Below are 16,218 nucleotides of genomic sequence, written 5' to 3' on the forward strand. Positions count from 1 at the left end.
CGTTCAAGACCAAACTTTCGAGGTGAGTTCGATGGTCGACGTAGGAACCCGCACGCGGGTCCAGCAGGCCGCCCTGGCCGTCGCGGCCGTGTTCGCCCTGGTCGGTGTGCTGGGCTTCATCCCCGGTGTCACGACCGACTACGACAAGATGAGTTTCGCCGGCCACGAGTCCGGCGCGATGCTGCTCGGAATCTTCATGGTGTCGATCCTGCACAACATCGTGCACCTGCTGTTCGGCGTCGCCGGTTTCCTGATGGCGCGCACGGCGGCGGGCGCGCGGGCGTACCTGATCGGCGGCGGTGCCATCTACCTCGTGCTGTGGCTGTACGGGCTCGTGATCGACAAGATGAGCGATGCGAACTTCGTACCGCTGAACACCGCTGACGACTGGCTGCACTTCGTCCTCGGTGTGGCAATGATCGGATTGGGAGTCCTGCTTGGCAAACGAGCCGCAGTGCGCTGACACAGTCGGCGTAGAAGAAGAGTTCCTGCTCGTCGACACGGCGTCCGGACGCACCGCGGTGCGTGCGGACGCCGTGCTGGCGCGCGTCCGGAACACCGAGCTGACCAAGTTCCACGCCGAGCTCGCCGGCACGCAGGTGGAGGCGGCGACGGGTCCGTGCACCTCCGTGACCGACCTCGGAGAGGCGCTGCGGCATGCCCGCAAGACGCTCGCCGAGGCGGCTGCGGAGCTCGGGCTCGGGATGATCTCGCGCGGCACGCCGCCGAAGCCGTCGAAACAGCCGATCGTGAGCCGCGCCAACCCCCGGTTCCGCCGTGTTCTCGACACCTATGCGGGTGTCGTCGAGCACTACGAGGCCAGCGGGTGCCACGTGCACGTCGGGGTGCCGGACCGCGAGACCGGTGTCCGCGTCCTGAACCACGTCCGGCCGTGGGTGCCCACGCTGCTCGCGCTGGCGGCGAACTCACCGGACAACGGCTACGCGAGCTGGCGGATGGTCGAGCAGTCCCGGTTCCCCGGCTCCGGGGTGGCGCCGGTGTTCTCGGGCCCGGCCGACTACGACGCCCAGGTCGCGAGGATGGTGGCGTGCGGGACGCTCGTGGACGGCGCCCAGACGTTCTGGCTCGTCCGGCTCTCCCCGAAGCTGCCGACCGTCGAGTTCCGCTGCGCCGACGCCGCCGAGACGGTCGAGGACGCGGTGCTGCAAGCGGCCCTGAGCCGCGCGCTGGTGCACACGGCGTACCGGGGCGGCGCGGTGCCACCGGTGCGCGACGACGTGTGCGCAGCGGCCGTCTGGGCGGCATCCCGGTACGGTCTGGACGGCGCGGGCGTCGACCCGTGGCGCGAGTGCCGGGTGCCGGCGACGGCCCTGCTCGAACGCCTGCTGGAGCACGTGGCGCCGGCGCTGGAGGAACGCGGGGAGCTCGCTCTGGTGCATGACCTCGTCGAACGACGGGTATGACCCCGTGGTGAAGCTTCCCTCTCCGCGCGGGCCGTTGTCCGAGGCCGTCGTCGACACGCTGAGCCGGGACCGCACCGGCCGTCCCATCCCGTTCGCCGCCGCAGACCCGTTCGGCGAGGACCTGACCATCGCCCTGCACACGATGTACGAGCTGCACTACGGCGGCTTCGACGGCGTGGACCCCTCCTGGGAGTGGGACCCGGAGCTGCTGAGGCTGCGCGGCCAGGTCGAACAGGCGTTCCTGGGCGCGCTCCGGTCCCGGGTGGACGGCGGCGACGACCTGGAGTCCGAGCTCGACGCGTTGCTGGTCGAGCACGTGCCCGGTTCCGGGGTCTCACACCACCTGCGCGACAGCGGGACCTGGGACGAGATGCGCGAGTACTTCGCGCACAGGTCGGTGTACCACCACAAGGAGGCCGACCCGCACGCGTGGGTGATCCCCCGGTTGCGGGGCAAGGCGAAGGCCGCGCTGGTGGCGGTGGAGTTCGACGAGTTCGGCGGCGGCAAGGCCGACCGGATGCACTCGCGCCTCTACGCGGACCTGCTCGAAGGCGCCGGGATGTCCCCGGACTACCTGGCGTACCTGGACGACGTGCCCGCGCCGGCCATCGCGATCGTGAACATGATGTCGCTGTTCGGCCTGCACCGGTCGTTGCGGGGCGCACTGGTCGGGCACTTCGCCGCGGCCGAGATCACCACGGCGCCCAGCGCGTACCGCATGGCGCAGGCGCTGGGCCGGCTGGAGGCCGACCCGCGCTGCGTCGAGTTCTTCACCGAGCACATCGAAGCCGATGCCGTGCACGAGCAGATCATGCGTCGTGACGTCATCGGCTCGTTGCTGGAGCAGGACCCCTCGTTGCGTCCGGACGTGGTGTTCGGGATCCAGGCGACCGAGTTCCTCGAGGCGAGGCTGGCGGATCACCTGCTGTCGTCGTGGCGGGCCGGTGAGTCGTCGCTGCGCACGCGCTTGCGGTGGCTGGTGTCGCAGAACGGGTAGCGCTTGCTGCGGCGGCAGGCGCACACCGCGACCACGAACCGGTCGCTGGTGTGCGTCTCGCCGTCCTCGGTGGTGAGCGTCACCGGTCCCTCAACGAGCACCGGCCCGTTCGGCACCACCGTCACCTCGCGGGCGTTCCGGCCTGTCACCTCTGATCACCACCAGTTCCTCGTGCCGTTGCCCGGGTTCGATCAGGCCGTGCTGTTCCAGGAAGCCGATCCGGCCGCGCATGACCGGTCCGAACGGGATCGAGCGGCGCTGCACGACCGAGGCCTTCAACCCGGTGTCGCGCAGTTGCCGCAACGTCGTGTCCACTCCGCACAGCACGGAATGCACCATCAGCAGCACCCCGCCGGGCGCCAGGAGTTCGACCATCCTGGCGCACAGGGGGTCGAGCAGCTGACGGCCGTCCAGACCCGCGTCCCACGCCCTGGCCGGACCCGTTGCGGCGCAAGCGTTTGCAGCCGGTACGTACGGCGGGTTGGACAGCACCAGGTCGAAGCGCTCGTCCGCCACGACCTCCAGCGCGTTGCCGAGCTTGACCCGCAACGGAAGTCGTTGCAGTGCGGCGTTGACCCGTGCGGTCCACACCGCACGCCGTGAAATGTCCACACCGGTCACCTCGGCGGCCCCCGCCCGGATCGCCGCGATGGCGAGCGCTCCGGTGCCGGTGCCGATGTCGAGGACACGGGCGCCCGCGGGGATCGCGGCCGCGTGCATCGCCTCGACGAGGAGGTCGGTGTCGTCCTGTGGCGCGTACACGCCAGGTGCTCTGAGCAGCCTCACCACGGTGGAATCCCCCACGCGAATGCCTTGAAACAAGGGTTTTCTCGGAAATATCGCGGGTACACGAGGATGTGCTGATCACCGTATTCCGTCTGCTGGCCAAGGCGCGACACGCCCGTGCGGTGCATCCGCGAGGTGTGCAGACCACCGGTGAACTGCGCGGCTTCGCGGCCCCGTTCCCGCAGCAGGCCACTGTGGCCGTGCGACTGTCCAAAGGGGCGGGCACCGGGCAGGGCCTGCCGGACGTGCTCGGTCTGGCGTTGCGCGTCCCCACCGAGTCGGGTGACTGGGACCTGCTGCTGTCCAGCACGGGCACCGGCCGGTGGACGCGGCTGGTGCCGAAGTTCGTGCGGAGGTGGCGCGACGCCCGGCTCGGCACGATCGCGCCGTACCGGTACCGCGGTGAGCTGGTGTGGTTCATGGCCGTCCCGGACGACGGCGAACTGCCGAAGAGGTTCGCCGTTCACATCTCGGGGAAGGACGCCGGCTGGCGCCGCATCGCCGAGGTGGCGGTGAACCCCGGCGACAGCACGGAGGCACCGGAGGCGTTCGACCCGGTGCTCACCCTGCCGCCGGAACTGGAAATGGCGCCGCGCTGGCTGGCCGTGGTTCGCGCGAAGGCGTACGAGGGCAGCAGGCGCGGCCGCCGGGAATCATGACTTCAGCTTGTCGTAAACCAGGTTCAGCGTGTCGGACGCGGCGACGGCCGTGAGGGCGGTCGCCACCAGCCGGGTCATCCGCGGGGCGAAGACCAGGCCCGCGGTGAGACCGCTCGCGATCCACACGCCCGCGCAGAACGGGCACGTCACGAGCTCCCCGATCGCGTGCTGCGCCGGGTGGTCCTTGCGGGGCGACTCCTTGAGTTCCGCGTGCCCGGCCGCTTCCTCGTAGCGGGTGAACGGGGCCCTCAGCGGGCTGGTCACCGCCTCCTTGGTGAGCAGCCGGCTCGCCTTGTGCGTCGCGATGGACACCAGTGCGGTGTCGCCCAGGGAGAACCGTTCGGGCAGCTGGACGCCGGCGAGGCGTCCGGCTGCCGACACGACGCCGACGAGAACCGCGTAGCTGCCCATGGCCATCAGGTAGCCGGGGAGCGGCCTGCCCTCTCCGTAGGCCTTCCAGATGTGCTTCACCCGTCCAAGACCTCCGCGGTCACCGCGTCCGGGCCGTGCTGGCGTCTCGGCGGCTTCTCCACCGCTGTGGGAAGGTCCTCCCCCGCTCTGTTGTCGCGGGTCTTGCTCGTGGACCTGGGGGTTCGGTCGGTTCATGGAGCGCGAGTACCCGTCAGGAGTCGCCCGAACCCGGCTCGGTCATCTGTCGCATCATCTTCGCCTTGACGGGGTCGGGCGCGACCCTGCCGACAACCGCCTGGACCTTGTTCCTGAGCGAGCCGGCCACCACGTGGTCGTCGCCCTTCATCAGCGCCTCGAAGCCCTGCCTGGCCACCTCGGCCGGGTCGTCCTTGTCGCCCGTGGCGACCTTGGTGTCCTGCATGCCCGCGCGGTCGAAGAACCCGGTGTCCGTCGGGCCCGGCATCAGGGTGGTCACGGAGACGCCCGTGTCGCGCAGCTCCTCGCGCAGGCTCTGCGCGAACGACGCCACGAACGCCTTGGAGGCGGCGTAGACGGAGTGGAACGGACCAGGCCCGGTCGCGGCGATGGAGGAGGTGAAGAGGATCCTGCCTTCCTTGCGGTCCACCATGTCGCCCAGCAGGCGGTGCGTCAGGTGCACGGCCGAGCGGACGTTCAGGTCGACGATCTCCAGGTTGTCGTCGAGCGAGGTGTCGCGCGCGAAGTCGCCGCCGACGCCGACGCCCGCGTTCACCGCGAGCACGTCGACCGGCCTGCCCTTCGCCCGCACGCCGCGGACCACCGCCTCGACGCCCTCGTAGGAGGTGAGGTCGGCACGCAACGGCTCGACCCGCACTCCTCCGCACTGCAACGCGATCTGGGAGGCCGTGTCCTCGATCCTCTCGTCCTCCGCCACCACGACGAGATCGAAGCCGTTGTCCCCGAGTACTTTCGCGAGTTCGTAACCGATTCCGCTGGACGCGCCGGTTACGACGGCAAACGCATTCACAGGTGTTCTCCTTCCGGTCGACGACCGGATACCCGTGGCCACGCGGTCGATGCGACATCGGCCGAAAGTCCGATGCAACCTCCACGGTTGATCGGGTGTCCTTATCGGTAGGTTGGTCGAAACGACATGGGGGACATTCGTGCGCAAAATTCTTCTCGCGCCGCTGTGCGCGCTGGTCACGATAGGCGTGGCTGCGTGCAGTCCGTCAGGTCCGGACCAGCCGAATCCGGAGCTGGCGCCGCGCGGCACGACGATGACCAAGGTCAAGCCCACCAAGCAGGACCTGACCACCAAGCTCAGCATCTCGGGCAAAGTCGAAATGAACCCGACGTTCGGGCTCGTCGCGCCGGTGGCGGGGCAGGTGCGGTACTTCGACGTCCAGACGCCGAACGGCACGCCGACCAAGCCCGTCAGGGTCGCGACGGTGTGGAAGGACGGCGCCCCGAACTACGTGGAGGCCCCGGCGGGCTCGACGTTCGGCGGCAGGCTGGTCGACGACAAGGCGACGGTGACCGCGGGCATGCCCATCGCGTCGGCCAAGCACGTGGGGTACGCGCTGGTCGCGGACATCGACGGCACGCAGGCCTACAAGATCAGCGGTGCGCTCACGGACGTGACGGCGCAGATCAAGAACGGGCCCGGGCCGTTCCCGTGCACCGTGCTCGGCACGATCGCCGCGCTGCCGCAGGGCACCGTCCCGGAGAAGCCCGTGCAGACGCCGGACGCCAAGACCGCCGGCACGGGCGCGCCCCAGGCACCGCAGACGCCGAAGAACGAGGGCCAGCCGCAGCAGCCGAGCTCGTCCACCGGCCTGCGCATCGTGTGCACCGCGCCCGGTGACGTGCAGATGATCAACGGCGCCGCGGCGTCGATCGAGGTCACCACCGGCAAGGCCGCGCAGGCGCTGGTCGTCCCGGTCGAGGCCGTCGCCGGGCAGCAGGGCAGGGGCAAGGTCGACGTGCTGCAGCCCGACGGCTCGCGCCGCACCGTGGACGTGACGCTCGGCCTCACCGACGGCAAGGTCATCGAGGTCAAGTCGGGCCTCACCGGAGACGAGGAGCTCGCGGTGCCCGGCCCGAACCTGCCGGAACCGCAGCAGGGCGGCGACCAGTCCAAGCCGACGGGACCGTGATGACCGAGACCACGCAGCCCCAGGCCACCGTGACGACACCGCTGCTGCAGCTCAACGGCATCACGAAGGTGCTGAAGGGGCAGGAGGAGCCGCGCACCATCCTGTCGGGCGTGGACCTGACCGTCCACCCCGGACAGAGCGTGGCGATCCTCGGCCGTTCCGGCTCCGGCAAGTCGACGCTGCTGTCGCTCATCGGACTCTTCGACCGCGCCGACGAGGGCCGGTACTTCTTGCACGGCAACGACATCACGAAGGTCCCCGAGCGCAGGGCCGCGGCGTTGCGCAGCGCGGAGTTCGGGTTCGTGTTCCAGCGCTTCTTCCTGCTCAAGCACCTCACCGCGGCGCAGAACGTGGCGATGGCGCTGGTGAACGGCCAGGGCTGGTCCGCACGGCGCAAGCGCAGGCAGCAGGTGATGGAGGCGCTGGAGCAGGTCGGCATCGCGCACCTCGCGAAGTCCAAGCCCACCAGGCTTTCCGGCGGTGAGCAGCAGCGCGTCGCGATCGCCCGCGCGCTGGTCCGCCAGCCGCGCGTGATCCTCGCCGACGAACCGACGGGCGCGCTCGACACCGAGACGGGCAACCTCGTCGTCGAGGTGCTGCTCAACGCGACCAGGCAGGGCTGCGGCCTGGTGCTGGTCACGCACGACCACGACCACGCGCGCAAGATGGGCCGCGTGCTGGAGCTGCGCGACGGGCGGTTCAACTGATGTTCTCCGGCAAGCTGCGGTCCGCCCTCGTCATCGGCGGACAGGGCATCCGCGCCCGAAAGCTGCGCACGTTCCTGTCGATGGTGTCGCTGTTCCTCGGCGTGCTCGCGGTCGTGGCGGTGCAGGCGGGTTCCGAGATCGCCGAACGCGCGATGCTCACCGACGTCGACCTGCAGTCGGGCAAGGACGGCACGCTGATGGCCTACATCCCCGGCGAGAAGGGCGCGCCGGGAATCGTCGAGGGCACCCTGAAGGGCCGTACCGACGCGGTGGCGATGATCAGCTCGAAGGCGGTCATCGGCGAGCCGGGCGTGCGGCCGATCAACGAGGGCGGCAGGCCCTTCAAGTACGTGAACGACGGCGGTGACTACTACGGCGGCCCCACGGTGTACTGCGACGCCAGTGGCAGGTGCCAGGAGCAGAAGCCGCAGGAGAAGAAGCCAGCCGGTCAGGCCATCGAGGTCGGCATGGTCGCGCTGACCGGCGACATCCGCCCGTTCAAGCCGTACCGCCCGGTCACCGGCAGCTGGCTCGACTTCACGACCGCGCCGTCGCTCGCCCCCAGGATCGTGCTGAACGAGGAGGCGGCTGTCGGCCTGGAGAAGTACAAGGTCCCAGGCGAGATGATGATCGAAGGCGCGTCGCACCACGTGACGCCGCAGATCGTCGGAGTGGTGCAGGACGGCTACTCCCAGCCGCGGATCTACATGCGCCTCGACGAGCTGCGCACGTGGATGCCGGCGGCGACCGAGATGGGCGCCGACGACCCCAGCCGGTTCCGCGGCGGCGGCACCAGCCTCGAGGTCTACATGCAGCCGGGCTCGACCGACCTGCAGAAGCTGCTGACGGCCAAGCTGGTCGGCGCGGGCATGTCGCAGAACGATCTGCACTTCACCACGGTGAACTCCAAGGAGCGCATGGAGTCCCAGCTGAAGATCATTCGGCTGATCTTCCTGGGCATGGCGTTCCTGGTGCTGCTGATCGGCGTCGCGGGCATCCTGAACGTCGGCCTCGCCACCGTCGGCGAACGGGTCGAGGAGTTCGCACTGCGCCGCGCGGTGGGCATGTCGCGCATGCTGCTGGCGGGCATCGTGCTCGCCGAGACGTTGCTGACCGGTCTGCTGACCGCCGCGCTGGCGATCGGCGCGGGAGCGGCGGGCCTGCACGTCGCGCTGCTGATGTTCGGCAGCCGCTTCCCGTCGTTGCAGGGCACCACCTTCCCGTGGGAGGCAGGGGTGGCGGGCGTGATCGCGGGCCTCATCGCCGGTGTGCTGGGCGGGCTCATCCCGGCCATCCGGGCGGCACGGATCCCGATCGCCACAGTCATGCGAGCCTGAGCCCTTAGGGTTCGTCGCCGACAAAGCCCCGGGCCGCCGGAGAGGCGGGCCGGGGCTTCGTGCGTTATCGCGACTAGTCGAGCTCGTCCGGGTTCGGGCCGATGCGGCCACCGCGGTCCAGAGTGGACAGAGCGGCGACCTCGGTGTCCGACAGCTCGAAGTCGAACACGGCGATGTTCTCCCGGATCCGCGACGGCGTCACGGACTTCGGGATCACCACGTTGCCGAGCTGCACGTGCCAGCGCAGCACGACCTGGGCGGCGGAACGGCCGTGCCTCTCGGCGATCTCCGCGACCACCGGGTCCTTCAGCAGCTCGCCGCCCTGGCCGAGCGGCGACCACGCCTCGGTCAGGATGCCGTGCTCGGCGTGGAACGCGCGCAGTTCGCTCTGCTGGAAGTACGGGTGCAGCTCGATCTGGTTGACCGCGGGCACGACGCCGGTCTCGTCCGCCAGGCGCCGCAGGTGCGCGGGCTGGAAGTTGGAGACGCCGATCGCGCGGACGCGGCCCTCCTCCTGCAGCTTGACGAACGCCTTCCACGTGTCGACGTAGAGGTCGCGGGCGGGCGTCGGCCAGTGGATCAGGTACAGGTCGAGGACGTCGAGCCCGAGCTTCTTCATCGACTCGTCGAACGCGCGCAACGCGGAGTCGTAGCCGTGGCCGGAGTTCCAGAGCTTGGTGGTGACGAAGAGCTCGTCGCGGTCCACATCGGACTGGGCGATGGCCGCGCCGACGCCGCTCTCGTTGCCGTAGGCGGCAGCGGTGTCGATGCTGCGGTAGCCCGCCTTCAACGCCTCCGCGACGACGGACGTGGCCTCCTCGTCCGGCACCTGCCAGACGCCGAAGCCGAGCTGGGGCATGGTGACACCGTTGGTGAGCTTCAGAGTGTTCAAGACCGTTTCCTTACCAGTTCTCAGGGGATCAGCGTCGGAGCGGTGCCGCCGTCGACGCGCAACGCGGCTCCGGTCGTCGCGGACGACAGGTCCGACGCGACGTAGGTGATGAGGTTCGCGACCTCGTGCGGGCGGATCAGGCGGCCCAGCAGCAGGGTCGGGCGTTCGGTGCGGACGAACTCCGCCTCGCCGCCCTCCCCCACGCGGTCGCGGATGAACTCCTCGACGCCCGGCGTGAGCGTCGGGCCGGGCAGCACCGAGTTCACCGTGACGCCGGTGCCCTTGACCTCCTGGGCCATGCCGCGGGAGATCGCGAGCTGCGCGGTCTTCGTCATGCCGTAATGGACCATCTCGGTGGGTGTGAAGACGGACGACTCGCTGCTCACGAAGATCACCCGGCCCCAGCCGCGCCCGACCATGCGGGGCGTGTAGTGCCGGGCGAGGCGCACGCCGGACATGACGTTGGTGTCGAAGAACCGCTGCCACTCGGCGTCGTCGATCTCGAAGACCGGCTTCGCGCCGTAGATGCCGAGGTTGTTGACGAGCACGTCCACGTCGGGCACCTGCGCGATCAGCTCGGCCACGCCCTCGGCGTTCGAGATGTCGGCCGCGACGCCGCGCACGTCGCCGTGGCCGCCGAGCTTGCCGACCGCCTCGGCCACGCGCTCCTCGCTGCGACCGCTGACGACCACGGCCGCACCCGCCTTGAGCAGGCCTTCCGCCGTCGCGAACCCGATGCCGGCGGTGGAGCCCGTCACAAGTGCCGTGCGTCCCGACAGATCCATGTCTCTCCTCGGTAGACTTGCTGAAGACGATTACAAGCGTACGCAATAGTTGCAGACGCTGTCTATTCGAGAAGGGTTGACCTATGTCACTGGACGACGACGCCGTCCAGGCGCGCGCGCAGGGCTGGCGCACGCTCGCGGCGTTGCACGCGCGGATCGAGGACCGCCTCGAGAGAGCGCTGCAGAAGGCCCACGAGCTTTCGGTCAGCGAGTACACCGTTCTCGACGTGCTCAACCGCCAGGACGGGTTCCACCTTCGGATGAACCAGCTCTCCAACGCCGTGGTGCTCAGCCAGTCGGCCACGACGCGCCTGGTCACGCGCCTGGAGGACCGCGGCCTGCTGGCGCGCTACCTCTGCCCCACCGACCGGCGCGGCATCTACACCGAGGTCACCGGGAAGGGCCACGCCCTCCTGGCGCTCGCCCGCCCGACGCACGACGAGGTCCTCTCCGCGTCGCTGGAGGAGGCTTCCGGCATCCCGGAGCTCAAGCCGCTCGTCGAGGCGCTCGCCAAGCTGTAGCCGGATGCACCGCACCGGGTTTCTGAAGTTAGGGTGCCTGCATGCCCGACACGCAGTACGAAGACCTGCTCCGCCACGTCCTGGAAGAGGGCGTGCGCAAGGAGGACCGCACCGGCACCGGCACGCGGTCGATCTTCGGCCACCAGCTGCGCTATCCCCTCAGCCAGGGCTTTCCGCTGATCACGACGAAGAAGGTCCACTTCAGGTCGATCGCGTACGAGCTGCTGTGGTTCCTGCGCGGCGACAGCAACGTGAAGTGGCTGCAGGAGAACGGCGTGTCCATCTGGGACGAGTGGGCGTCCCCCGAGGGTGAGCTCGGCCCGGTCTACGGCGTGCAGTGGCGTTCGTGGCCGACGCCGGACGGCGGGCACGTCGACCAGATCGCCGAGGTGCTCAAGACGTTGAGGACGAACCCGGACTCGCGCCGGATCATCGTCTCCGCCTGGAACGTCGGCGAGATCGCGCAGATGGCACTGCCGCCGTGCCACGCGTTCTTCCAGTTCTACGTCGCCGACGGCAAGCTGTCGTGCCAGCTCTACCAGCGCAGCGCGGACCTGTTCCTCGGCGTGCCGTTCAACATCGCGTCCTACGCCCTGCTGACGCACATGATCGCCGCGCAGACCGGGCTCGGCGTCGGTGACTTCATCTGGACCGGCGGCGACTGCCACATCTACGACAACCACGTCGAGCAGGTCGAGCTGCAGCTCAGCCGGGACACGCGGGAGTTCCCGTCGCTGAAGATGGCCCAGGTGGACTCGTTGTTCGACTACGCCTACGAGGACTTCGAGATCGTCGGCTACGACCCGCACCCCGGCATCAAGGCGCCGGTGGCGGTGTGATCGGGCTGGTCTGGGCGCAGGCCTCGAACGGCGTGATCGGGCGCGGCAACGCCATCCCGTGGCACGTCCCCGAGGACATGAGGCACTTCCGGGAGATCACCGCCGGCTCGGCCGTCCTGATGGGCCGACGCACGTGGGAGTCGCTGCCGCCGCGGTTCCGCCCGCTGCCGGGGCGCCGCAACCTGGTGCTGTCGCGCACACCGCAGGAAGGCGCCGAGACGTTCGACTCGCTGGAGGTGGCGTTGAAGGACGTCACCGGCGACCTGTGGGTGATCGGCGGGTCGGCGGTCTACGCGGCGACGCTGCCGTTCGCGGACCGCGTCGAGGTGACCGAGATCCGCGAGGCGTTCGAGGGCGACACCTACGCGCCGGTCGTGGACCGGGAGCCGGTGGAGGTCGGCGACTGGCAGGAGTCGGGCTCGGGGCTGCACTACCGGTTCGTCCGCTACTGATCGACAGCCCAGACTGTTCAGTCTAGGCTGTCTATCGTGACCGAACCCGCCGTGCTCAACCAGCGCCTGCGCGTCTTCGTGCAACGGCTGCGGCGCAAGCTGCAGGACGAGTCGTCGGTGCACGACCTGAGCGCGCCCCAGTCCTCCGCGCTGGCCAGGCTGTCGCTGCTGGGCGAACCGTCGACCGCCAGCCAGCTGGCGGGTGCCGAGCGCGTGAAGCCGCAGTCCATGGCCAAGACGCTCGCCACCCTGCACGAGCAGGGCCTCATCGCACGCTCCGCCGACCCGGACGACGGGCGACGCACGCTGATCACGCTCACCGAAGCCGGCCGTGCGGCCGCTCGAGGCGCACGGGCCCAGCGGCTCGAATGGCTGACGGAGGCCCTCGCGCAGCGGTTCACCGAGTCCGAGCGGCGGGTGATCGAGGAGGCCGTCACGCTGCTGGAGCGCGTGGTGGACGAGTGAGCGGGTTCGACCGCCGCCTGATCACCCCGCTGGTCGCGGGCGCGGTGCTGAACCCGATCAACTCGACGATCCTGTCGGTCGCGCTGGTGCCGATCGGCCTCGCCCTCGGCGAGCCCCCGTCGGCGACCGCCTGGCTGGTCACCGCGCTCTACGTCACCACGGCGATCGGCCAGCCGGTAGCGGGACGCCTGATCGACACCTACGGCCCGCGCAGGCTCTTCCTGCCCGCGACGGCGCTGGTCGGGATCGCGGGAGTGCTCGGCACCGTCGCACCGAACCTGGCCGTGCTGGTGGTCGCCCGCGTGCTGCTCGGCATCGGCACGTGCGCCGGCTACCCCGCCGCGATGCGCCTGCTCCGCGACGAGGCCGACCGCACCGGCGAGGACAGTCCCGGCGGCGTGCTCACGATCCTGGCGATCTCGACCCAGACCGTCGCGGTGATCGGCCCGCCGCTCGGTGGCCTGCTGATCGACCTCGGCGGCTGGCGCACGACCCTCGCGATCAACATCCCGCTCGCCGCGGTCGCGTTCGCGCTGGGGTGGCGCTACTTCCCGCGCGACGAGCCCCACCGCGCGGAGCGCGCACCGTTGTTCGACCTGCGCGGCCTCAACGCACCACTGCTCATCACCTACGTGCGCGCACTGCTCGCGAACATTGTGTCGTACGGGTTCATCTACGGGTTCACCCAGTGGTTGCAGGCCAGCCGCGGCCTGTCCCCGAGCCAGGCGGGACTCCTGCTGCTGCCGCTGTTCGCCACCGCCATCGGCGTGGCGGCGGTGACCGGGCGCAGCCAGGCGTTGCGCGCCAAGCTGGTCGTCGCCTCCGCCGCCCAGGTCGTCGTGTGCGTGCTGATGCTCGTCCTGACCCCGGCCGGTCCACTGTGGATTTTAGTGGTCATCGTGCTGGTCAGCGGCCTCCCCCAAGGCCTCAACGGCCTCACGCTGCAGCACTCCGTGTACCGGCAGGCCGACCCCGCCCGCGTCGGCGCCTCGGCGGGTCTGCTGCGCACGTTCGTCTACCTGGGGGCGATCGTCTCGGCCTCCGTGCAGGGCCTCGTCTTCGGCGACCACGTCGACACCGACGGCCTGCGCACGCTCACGGTTTTCCTCGTCGCCGTGAGCATCGTGTTCCTGCTCATCAACGTGTTCGACAAGTCCCTGAAGCGCACGCGGTCATGACGTTCGCGAACACCGCGCTGTTCCGCGGTGACCACCGTCGCGGAGCTCTAACGCCGTCCGCCGAACTCCCACTCGTGGACCTCGACGGCGTCGTACCGGTCGCGGGTCAGCACCGACGCGGGGTCGCTCGACCTCACCAGCGCGGCCGTTCCGAGCCAGGCGGTGCCGTCGTCGGACAGCAGCGACCCGTACGCGATCAGCTCGCCGGGGTGCCGGGGCACGAGGTCCACCGGCTCTCCGGACGCGAACCCGATGACGAGGTGGCCACCGCCCTCATGCCCGCCGGGGAAGTCCCGCATCGTCCGTCCGAGCACGTTGCGCCACCTGCGCACCAGCACGTCCCGGTACGCGCCGGCCTGGTAGTTCGGCTCGTCGAACGCGAACGCCCTCGCCGCGGCCGCGTCCGGCACGTCCACGACGTGCACGCTGCCGGTGAGGACGCCGTCGGAGAAGGTGGGACCGCGGGCGATCAGCTCGAAGGAGTCCATGTAGGACCAGTGCTCCTGGACGAGCCGCTCGCGCAGCGGGAGCGAACCGGGTCGATCGCGGTGAAAGCAGAAGAACTCCACAACGCCCAGTCTCTACCGGCGGCGCGCCCGCGCGTGCCACGCCTCGACGATCAGCTCCTCCAGCTCCCCCACCCCGATGTGCTCCAGCCGCACCAGGATCGCCGAGTACCCGTGGAAGTGCGGCGTGGTGAAGTAGACCGTCCCGTCCGAGGCCAGCAACGCCTCCTTGGCGCCCAGGTCCGGCACCCGAGCGGCCAGGATCGGCCCGGACGGAGCTGAAGCGCCCAAGGCCGCCAGGTCGGTCTTCCGCAGCGGCCGTTCCCAGACGAACAGCTTCTCCTTGACCCTCCAGTCGACGACACCCTCGCGCACCCGTTCCGTCACGTCGGGCATGGAGGTGGCGATCCTGTGCACGTCGTCCCAGGTGGCCATGGCGCAGCTCCTACAGGTGGTCCGGCGGACGCTGCTGCTCGGCCAGGAACCTTTCGAACTCGGCGCCCAGTTCGTCCGCGCTCGGGATGTCGGTGTTGCCGACAGTCTGGACGAAGGCGTCGTACTGCCGCTCGAGCGCTTCCACCACCTGGGCGACCTCCTCCGACTCCGCGACCTGGCGGTGGATCTCCGCGTCGGCCGCCTGGGACGCCTCGACCAGCGACCCGATGGGCAGCGCGAGGCCCGTGGCGCGGGCGACGGCGTCCAGCAGCGTGACGGCGGCAGTCGGGTACTGCGACTGCGCGAGGTAGTGCGGCACCTGGGCGGCGAAGCCCATGGCGTCGTGGCCCGCCTGGCCCAGGCGGAACTCCAGCAGGCCCGACACGTTGCCCGGCACCTGGACGCGGTTGAAGAACGGCTGGTACTCGGACACGAGCTCAGGGCGGGTCGCGTGGCCGATGACGTTCAACGGCCGTGTGTGCGGCACGCCCATCGGGATGCCGTGGAAGCCCAAGGTCAGACGGACGCCCCACCGGTCGATGAGTGCCTGCACGGCCTGGATGAACGCCTCCCAGCCGCGGTCCGGCTCGGGGCCCTTGAGCAGCAGGAACGGGTGGCCGGCGCTGTCCCACAGCAGGTGCACGACGAGCTCGGGGGCGGCGTAGTCCTCCCAGTGGTCGGTCGCGTAGGTCATCAGCGGCCGGCGCGAGCGGTAGTCGATCAGACCGTCGATGTCGAAGCGCGCGACGACGCGGCTCTCCAGGGTCTCCAGCAGGTGCTCGGCGAGCAGCCGTCCCGCGGCGCCGGCGTCCATGAAACCCTCGAAGTGGTGCAGCAACACCGCGCCTGTCAGGTCCGGCACCTCCGAGTCGACCTCGTACAGGTTCTCCGGGTCCACCGCACGCCTCCTGAAGCACTCGTTCCAGTCTCGTCCAAGCCAACCATGTGGACACGGAACTGATTCCGCACGGGTCGATTAGCCCATACGGACCGTGTGTGCGCATCACCTCACGGGTACCCCCACAAGGTGTACAAGCGCTGGATGACGCGTGGAGCTTTGGTCGCAGCCGTTCTCATCATCCTCGGCTCGGCGGTGTTCGTCTTCGGGCAGTTCAAGCCCTTCGGCGACGAGGAGACGATCGACCGGAGCCAGCCGGCGATGCTGAAGTCGGTGCGCGACCTCAGCCAGTTCCACGCCGCCGCGGGCGAGTTCCAGGTCGTGCTCGACATCGAGAACGACGTCAAGTGGGTACCCGCCGCGCTGGCCGGTGAACGCACGTTGTTCGTCGCGGCCGGATCCGTCAACGCCTTCGTCGACTTCGGCACCCTCAAGGACGACGGGCTCGTCGTGTCGCCCGACCGCAAGACCGTCGAGCTCCGGCTGCCGAAGCCGCAGCTGGACAAACCGAACATGCACCACGACAGGTCCTACATCTTCAGCCAGGAACGCGGTCTGGTCAACGACCTGCAGGCCCTGGCGGGGCCCCCGGACCAGCAACGGTTCTACGTCGCGGCCGAAGCCAAGCTCGCAGAGGCCGCGAAGCAGTCGGAACTGCTCAAGCGCGCGGAGGACAACACCCGCGTGATGCTGACCGGGATGCTGCAGTCGTTGGGGTTCCAGGTGAAAGTGGTCGGCGACTGATCCGAACCCTCCACGCCCTTCCCGACGAACGTCACTCGGTGAGG

Annotated in this window: 22 protein-coding genes; 13 read left to right on the forward strand and 9 right to left on the reverse strand. The window is 69.7% G+C overall.

Features of this window, described 5'->3' with window-relative positions:
• Positions 1 to 31 precede the first annotated feature (31 nt).
• From VM306_RS39660 to VM306_RS39670, 3 genes are read left to right on the forward strand one after another with little or no spacing between them, the layout of a single operon-like run.
• A complete protein-coding gene (locus VM306_RS39660) occupies positions 32 to 463 on the forward strand; it encodes a DUF4383 domain-containing protein (protein WP_325524481.1) in 432 nt (143 codons plus the stop codon).
• A complete protein-coding gene (locus tag VM306_RS39665) occupies positions 438 to 1,424 on the forward strand; it encodes a carboxylate-amine ligase (protein ID WP_325524483.1) in 987 nt (328 codons plus the stop codon). Before VM306_RS39660 ends, VM306_RS39665 begins: the two co-directional genes overlap by 26 nt.
• Positions 1,399 to 2,421, forward strand: a complete 1,023-nt coding sequence (locus VM306_RS39670) for an iron-containing redox enzyme family protein (RefSeq protein WP_325524485.1) — start codon at positions 1,399 to 1,401, stop codon at positions 2,419 to 2,421. The genes VM306_RS39665 and VM306_RS39670 overlap by 26 nt, the downstream gene beginning before the upstream one ends.
• Here the strand turns inward: VM306_RS39670 and VM306_RS39675 are convergent.
• Complete coding sequence (locus tag VM306_RS39675) at positions 2,343 to 2,570, reverse strand: CDGSH iron-sulfur domain-containing protein (protein ID WP_325524487.1); 228 nt, start codon at positions 2,568 to 2,570, stop codon at positions 2,343 to 2,345. The two genes, VM306_RS39670 and VM306_RS39675, sit on opposite strands and share 79 nt — an antisense overlap.
• A complete protein-coding gene (locus VM306_RS39680) occupies positions 2,512 to 3,207 on the reverse strand; it encodes a HemK2/MTQ2 family protein methyltransferase (RefSeq protein WP_325524636.1) in 696 nt (231 codons plus the stop codon). The genes VM306_RS39675 and VM306_RS39680 overlap by 59 nt, the downstream gene beginning before the upstream one ends.
• Before the next feature lie 71 nt (positions 3,208 to 3,278).
• Here VM306_RS39680 and VM306_RS39685 point away from each other — a divergent pair, with 71 nt between their 5' ends.
• The gene (locus tag VM306_RS39685; RefSeq protein ID WP_325524489.1) at positions 3,279 to 3,866 is read left to right on the forward strand and encodes a hypothetical protein; all 588 of its coding nucleotides are present in this window, start codon (positions 3,279 to 3,281) and stop codon (positions 3,864 to 3,866) included.
• On the opposite strand, the gene VM306_RS39690 is transcribed toward VM306_RS39685, so the two are convergent.
• Both VM306_RS39690 and VM306_RS39695 read right to left on the reverse strand, forming a co-directional pair.
• Positions 3,861 to 4,337, reverse strand: a complete 477-nt coding sequence (locus tag VM306_RS39690; protein ID WP_325524491.1) for a DUF1360 domain-containing protein — start codon at positions 4,335 to 4,337, stop codon at positions 3,861 to 3,863. The two genes, VM306_RS39685 and VM306_RS39690, sit on opposite strands and share 6 nt — an antisense overlap.
• A gap of 151 nt (positions 4,338 to 4,488) precedes the next feature.
• Positions 4,489 to 5,283 (reverse strand): SDR family NAD(P)-dependent oxidoreductase, encoded by a 795-nt coding sequence (locus VM306_RS39695; protein ID WP_325524493.1) that lies wholly within the window; start codon positions 5,281 to 5,283, stop codon positions 4,489 to 4,491.
• A gap of 139 nt (positions 5,284 to 5,422) precedes the next feature.
• Here VM306_RS39695 and VM306_RS39700 point away from each other — a divergent pair, with 139 nt between their 5' ends.
• From VM306_RS39700 to VM306_RS39710, 3 genes are read left to right on the forward strand one after another with little or no spacing between them, the layout of a single operon-like run.
• Complete coding sequence (locus tag VM306_RS39700) at positions 5,423 to 6,415, forward strand: efflux RND transporter periplasmic adaptor subunit (protein ID WP_325524495.1); 993 nt, start codon at positions 5,423 to 5,425, stop codon at positions 6,413 to 6,415.
• Positions 6,415 to 7,122: an ABC transporter ATP-binding protein gene (locus VM306_RS39705; RefSeq protein ID WP_325524497.1), complete on the forward strand. Its 708-nt coding sequence runs from the start codon at positions 6,415 to 6,417 to the stop codon at positions 7,120 to 7,122. The genes VM306_RS39700 and VM306_RS39705 overlap by 1 nt, the downstream gene beginning before the upstream one ends.
• The gene (locus tag VM306_RS39710) at positions 7,122 to 8,459 is read left to right on the forward strand and encodes an ABC transporter permease (protein ID WP_325524499.1); all 1,338 of its coding nucleotides are present in this window, start codon (positions 7,122 to 7,124) and stop codon (positions 8,457 to 8,459) included. The genes VM306_RS39705 and VM306_RS39710 overlap by 1 nt, the downstream gene beginning before the upstream one ends.
• A gap of 73 nt (positions 8,460 to 8,532) precedes the next feature.
• Here VM306_RS39710 and VM306_RS39715 read toward each other — a convergent pair whose 3' ends face one another.
• A complete protein-coding gene (locus VM306_RS39715) occupies positions 8,533 to 9,318 on the reverse strand; it encodes an aldo/keto reductase (protein ID WP_325524639.1) in 786 nt (261 codons plus the stop codon).
• A gap of 53 nt (positions 9,319 to 9,371) precedes the next feature.
• Complete coding sequence (locus VM306_RS39720) at positions 9,372 to 10,136, reverse strand: SDR family oxidoreductase (protein ID WP_325524502.1); 765 nt, start codon at positions 10,134 to 10,136, stop codon at positions 9,372 to 9,374.
• Between the two features lie 83 nt (positions 10,137 to 10,219).
• Between VM306_RS39720 and VM306_RS39725 the strand changes: the two genes are divergently transcribed.
• From VM306_RS39725 to VM306_RS39745, 5 genes are read left to right on the forward strand one after another with little or no spacing between them, the layout of a single operon-like run.
• Complete coding sequence (locus VM306_RS39725) at positions 10,220 to 10,657, forward strand: MarR family winged helix-turn-helix transcriptional regulator (protein WP_325524505.1); 438 nt, start codon at positions 10,220 to 10,222, stop codon at positions 10,655 to 10,657.
• 41 nt (positions 10,658 to 10,698) lie between these two features.
• The gene (locus VM306_RS39730; protein ID WP_325524509.1) at positions 10,699 to 11,496 is read left to right on the forward strand and encodes a thymidylate synthase; all 798 of its coding nucleotides are present in this window, start codon (positions 10,699 to 10,701) and stop codon (positions 11,494 to 11,496) included.
• Entirely contained in the window at positions 11,493 to 11,948 is a 456-nt protein-coding gene (locus VM306_RS39735; protein ID WP_325524511.1) for a dihydrofolate reductase, read from the forward strand. The genes VM306_RS39730 and VM306_RS39735 overlap by 4 nt, the downstream gene beginning before the upstream one ends.
• Before the next feature lie 36 nt (positions 11,949 to 11,984).
• Positions 11,985 to 12,413, forward strand: coding sequence for a MarR family winged helix-turn-helix transcriptional regulator (locus VM306_RS39740; RefSeq protein ID WP_325524513.1), 429 nt, complete (start codon positions 11,985 to 11,987; stop codon positions 12,411 to 12,413).
• Positions 12,410 to 13,591 carry an MFS transporter gene (locus tag VM306_RS39745; RefSeq protein ID WP_325524515.1) on the forward strand — a complete coding sequence of 394 codons (1,182 nt, stop codon included), beginning with the start codon at positions 12,410 to 12,412 and terminating at the stop codon, positions 13,589 to 13,591. Before VM306_RS39740 ends, VM306_RS39745 begins: the two co-directional genes overlap by 4 nt.
• Before the next feature lie 47 nt (positions 13,592 to 13,638).
• Here the strand turns inward: VM306_RS39745 and VM306_RS39750 are convergent, their stop codons facing one another.
• The 3 genes from VM306_RS39750 to VM306_RS39760 are packed head-to-tail and all read right to left on the reverse strand — an operon-like array spanning position 13,639 to position 15,430.
• Positions 13,639 to 14,160, reverse strand: a complete 522-nt coding sequence (locus VM306_RS39750; RefSeq protein ID WP_325524517.1) for a YciI family protein — start codon at positions 14,158 to 14,160, stop codon at positions 13,639 to 13,641.
• Positions 14,161 to 14,172: 12 nt separating this feature from the next.
• Positions 14,173 to 14,532, reverse strand: coding sequence for an MmcQ/YjbR family DNA-binding protein (locus VM306_RS39755; RefSeq protein WP_325524519.1), 360 nt, complete (start codon positions 14,530 to 14,532; stop codon positions 14,173 to 14,175).
• A gap of 10 nt (positions 14,533 to 14,542) precedes the next feature.
• Positions 14,543 to 15,430, reverse strand: coding sequence for a PAC2 family protein (locus VM306_RS39760; RefSeq protein ID WP_325524522.1), 888 nt, complete (start codon positions 15,428 to 15,430; stop codon positions 14,543 to 14,545).
• Between the two features lie 144 nt (positions 15,431 to 15,574).
• On the opposite strand from VM306_RS39760, the gene VM306_RS39765 reads away from it, so the two are divergent.
• Entirely contained in the window at positions 15,575 to 16,174 is a 600-nt protein-coding gene (locus tag VM306_RS39765; protein WP_325524524.1) for a DUF4230 domain-containing protein, read from the forward strand.
• The last annotated feature ends 44 nt before the right edge of the window (positions 16,175 to 16,218 follow it).

The organism is Lentzea sp., from assembly GCF_035525475.1.
Lineage (GTDB): Bacteria > Actinomycetota > Actinomycetes > Mycobacteriales > Pseudonocardiaceae > Lentzea.

Excerpts from the sequence above, each read along its gene's own strand:
- VM306_RS39730 (WP_325524509.1), top strand. The coding sequence starts at position 10,699 with ATGCCCGACACGCAGTACGAAGACCTGCTCCGCCACGTCCTGGAAGAG.
- VM306_RS39720 (WP_325524502.1), bottom strand. The coding sequence starts at position 10,136 with ATGGATCTGTCGGGACGCACGGCACTTGTGACGGGCTCCACCGCCGGC.
- VM306_RS39660 (WP_325524481.1), top strand. The coding sequence starts at position 32 with ATGGTCGACGTAGGAACCCGCACGCGGGTCCAGCAGGCCGCCCTGGCC.
- VM306_RS39755 (WP_325524519.1), bottom strand. The coding sequence starts at position 14,532 with ATGGCCACCTGGGACGACGTGCACAGGATCGCCACCTCCATGCCCGAC.
- VM306_RS39715 (WP_325524639.1), bottom strand. The coding sequence starts at position 9,318 with ATGCCCCAGCTCGGCTTCGGCGTCTGGCAGGTGCCGGACGAGGAGGCC.
- VM306_RS39705 (WP_325524497.1), top strand. The coding sequence starts at position 6,415 with ATGACCGAGACCACGCAGCCCCAGGCCACCGTGACGACACCGCTGCTG.
- VM306_RS39725 (WP_325524505.1), top strand. The coding sequence starts at position 10,220 with ATGTCACTGGACGACGACGCCGTCCAGGCGCGCGCGCAGGGCTGGCGC.
- VM306_RS39765 (WP_325524524.1), top strand. The coding sequence starts at position 15,575 with ATGACGCGTGGAGCTTTGGTCGCAGCCGTTCTCATCATCCTCGGCTCG.
- VM306_RS39710 (WP_325524499.1), top strand. The coding sequence starts at position 7,122 with ATGTTCTCCGGCAAGCTGCGGTCCGCCCTCGTCATCGGCGGACAGGGC.
- VM306_RS39670 (WP_325524485.1), top strand. The coding sequence starts at position 1,399 with ATGACCTCGTCGAACGACGGGTATGACCCCGTGGTGAAGCTTCCCTCT.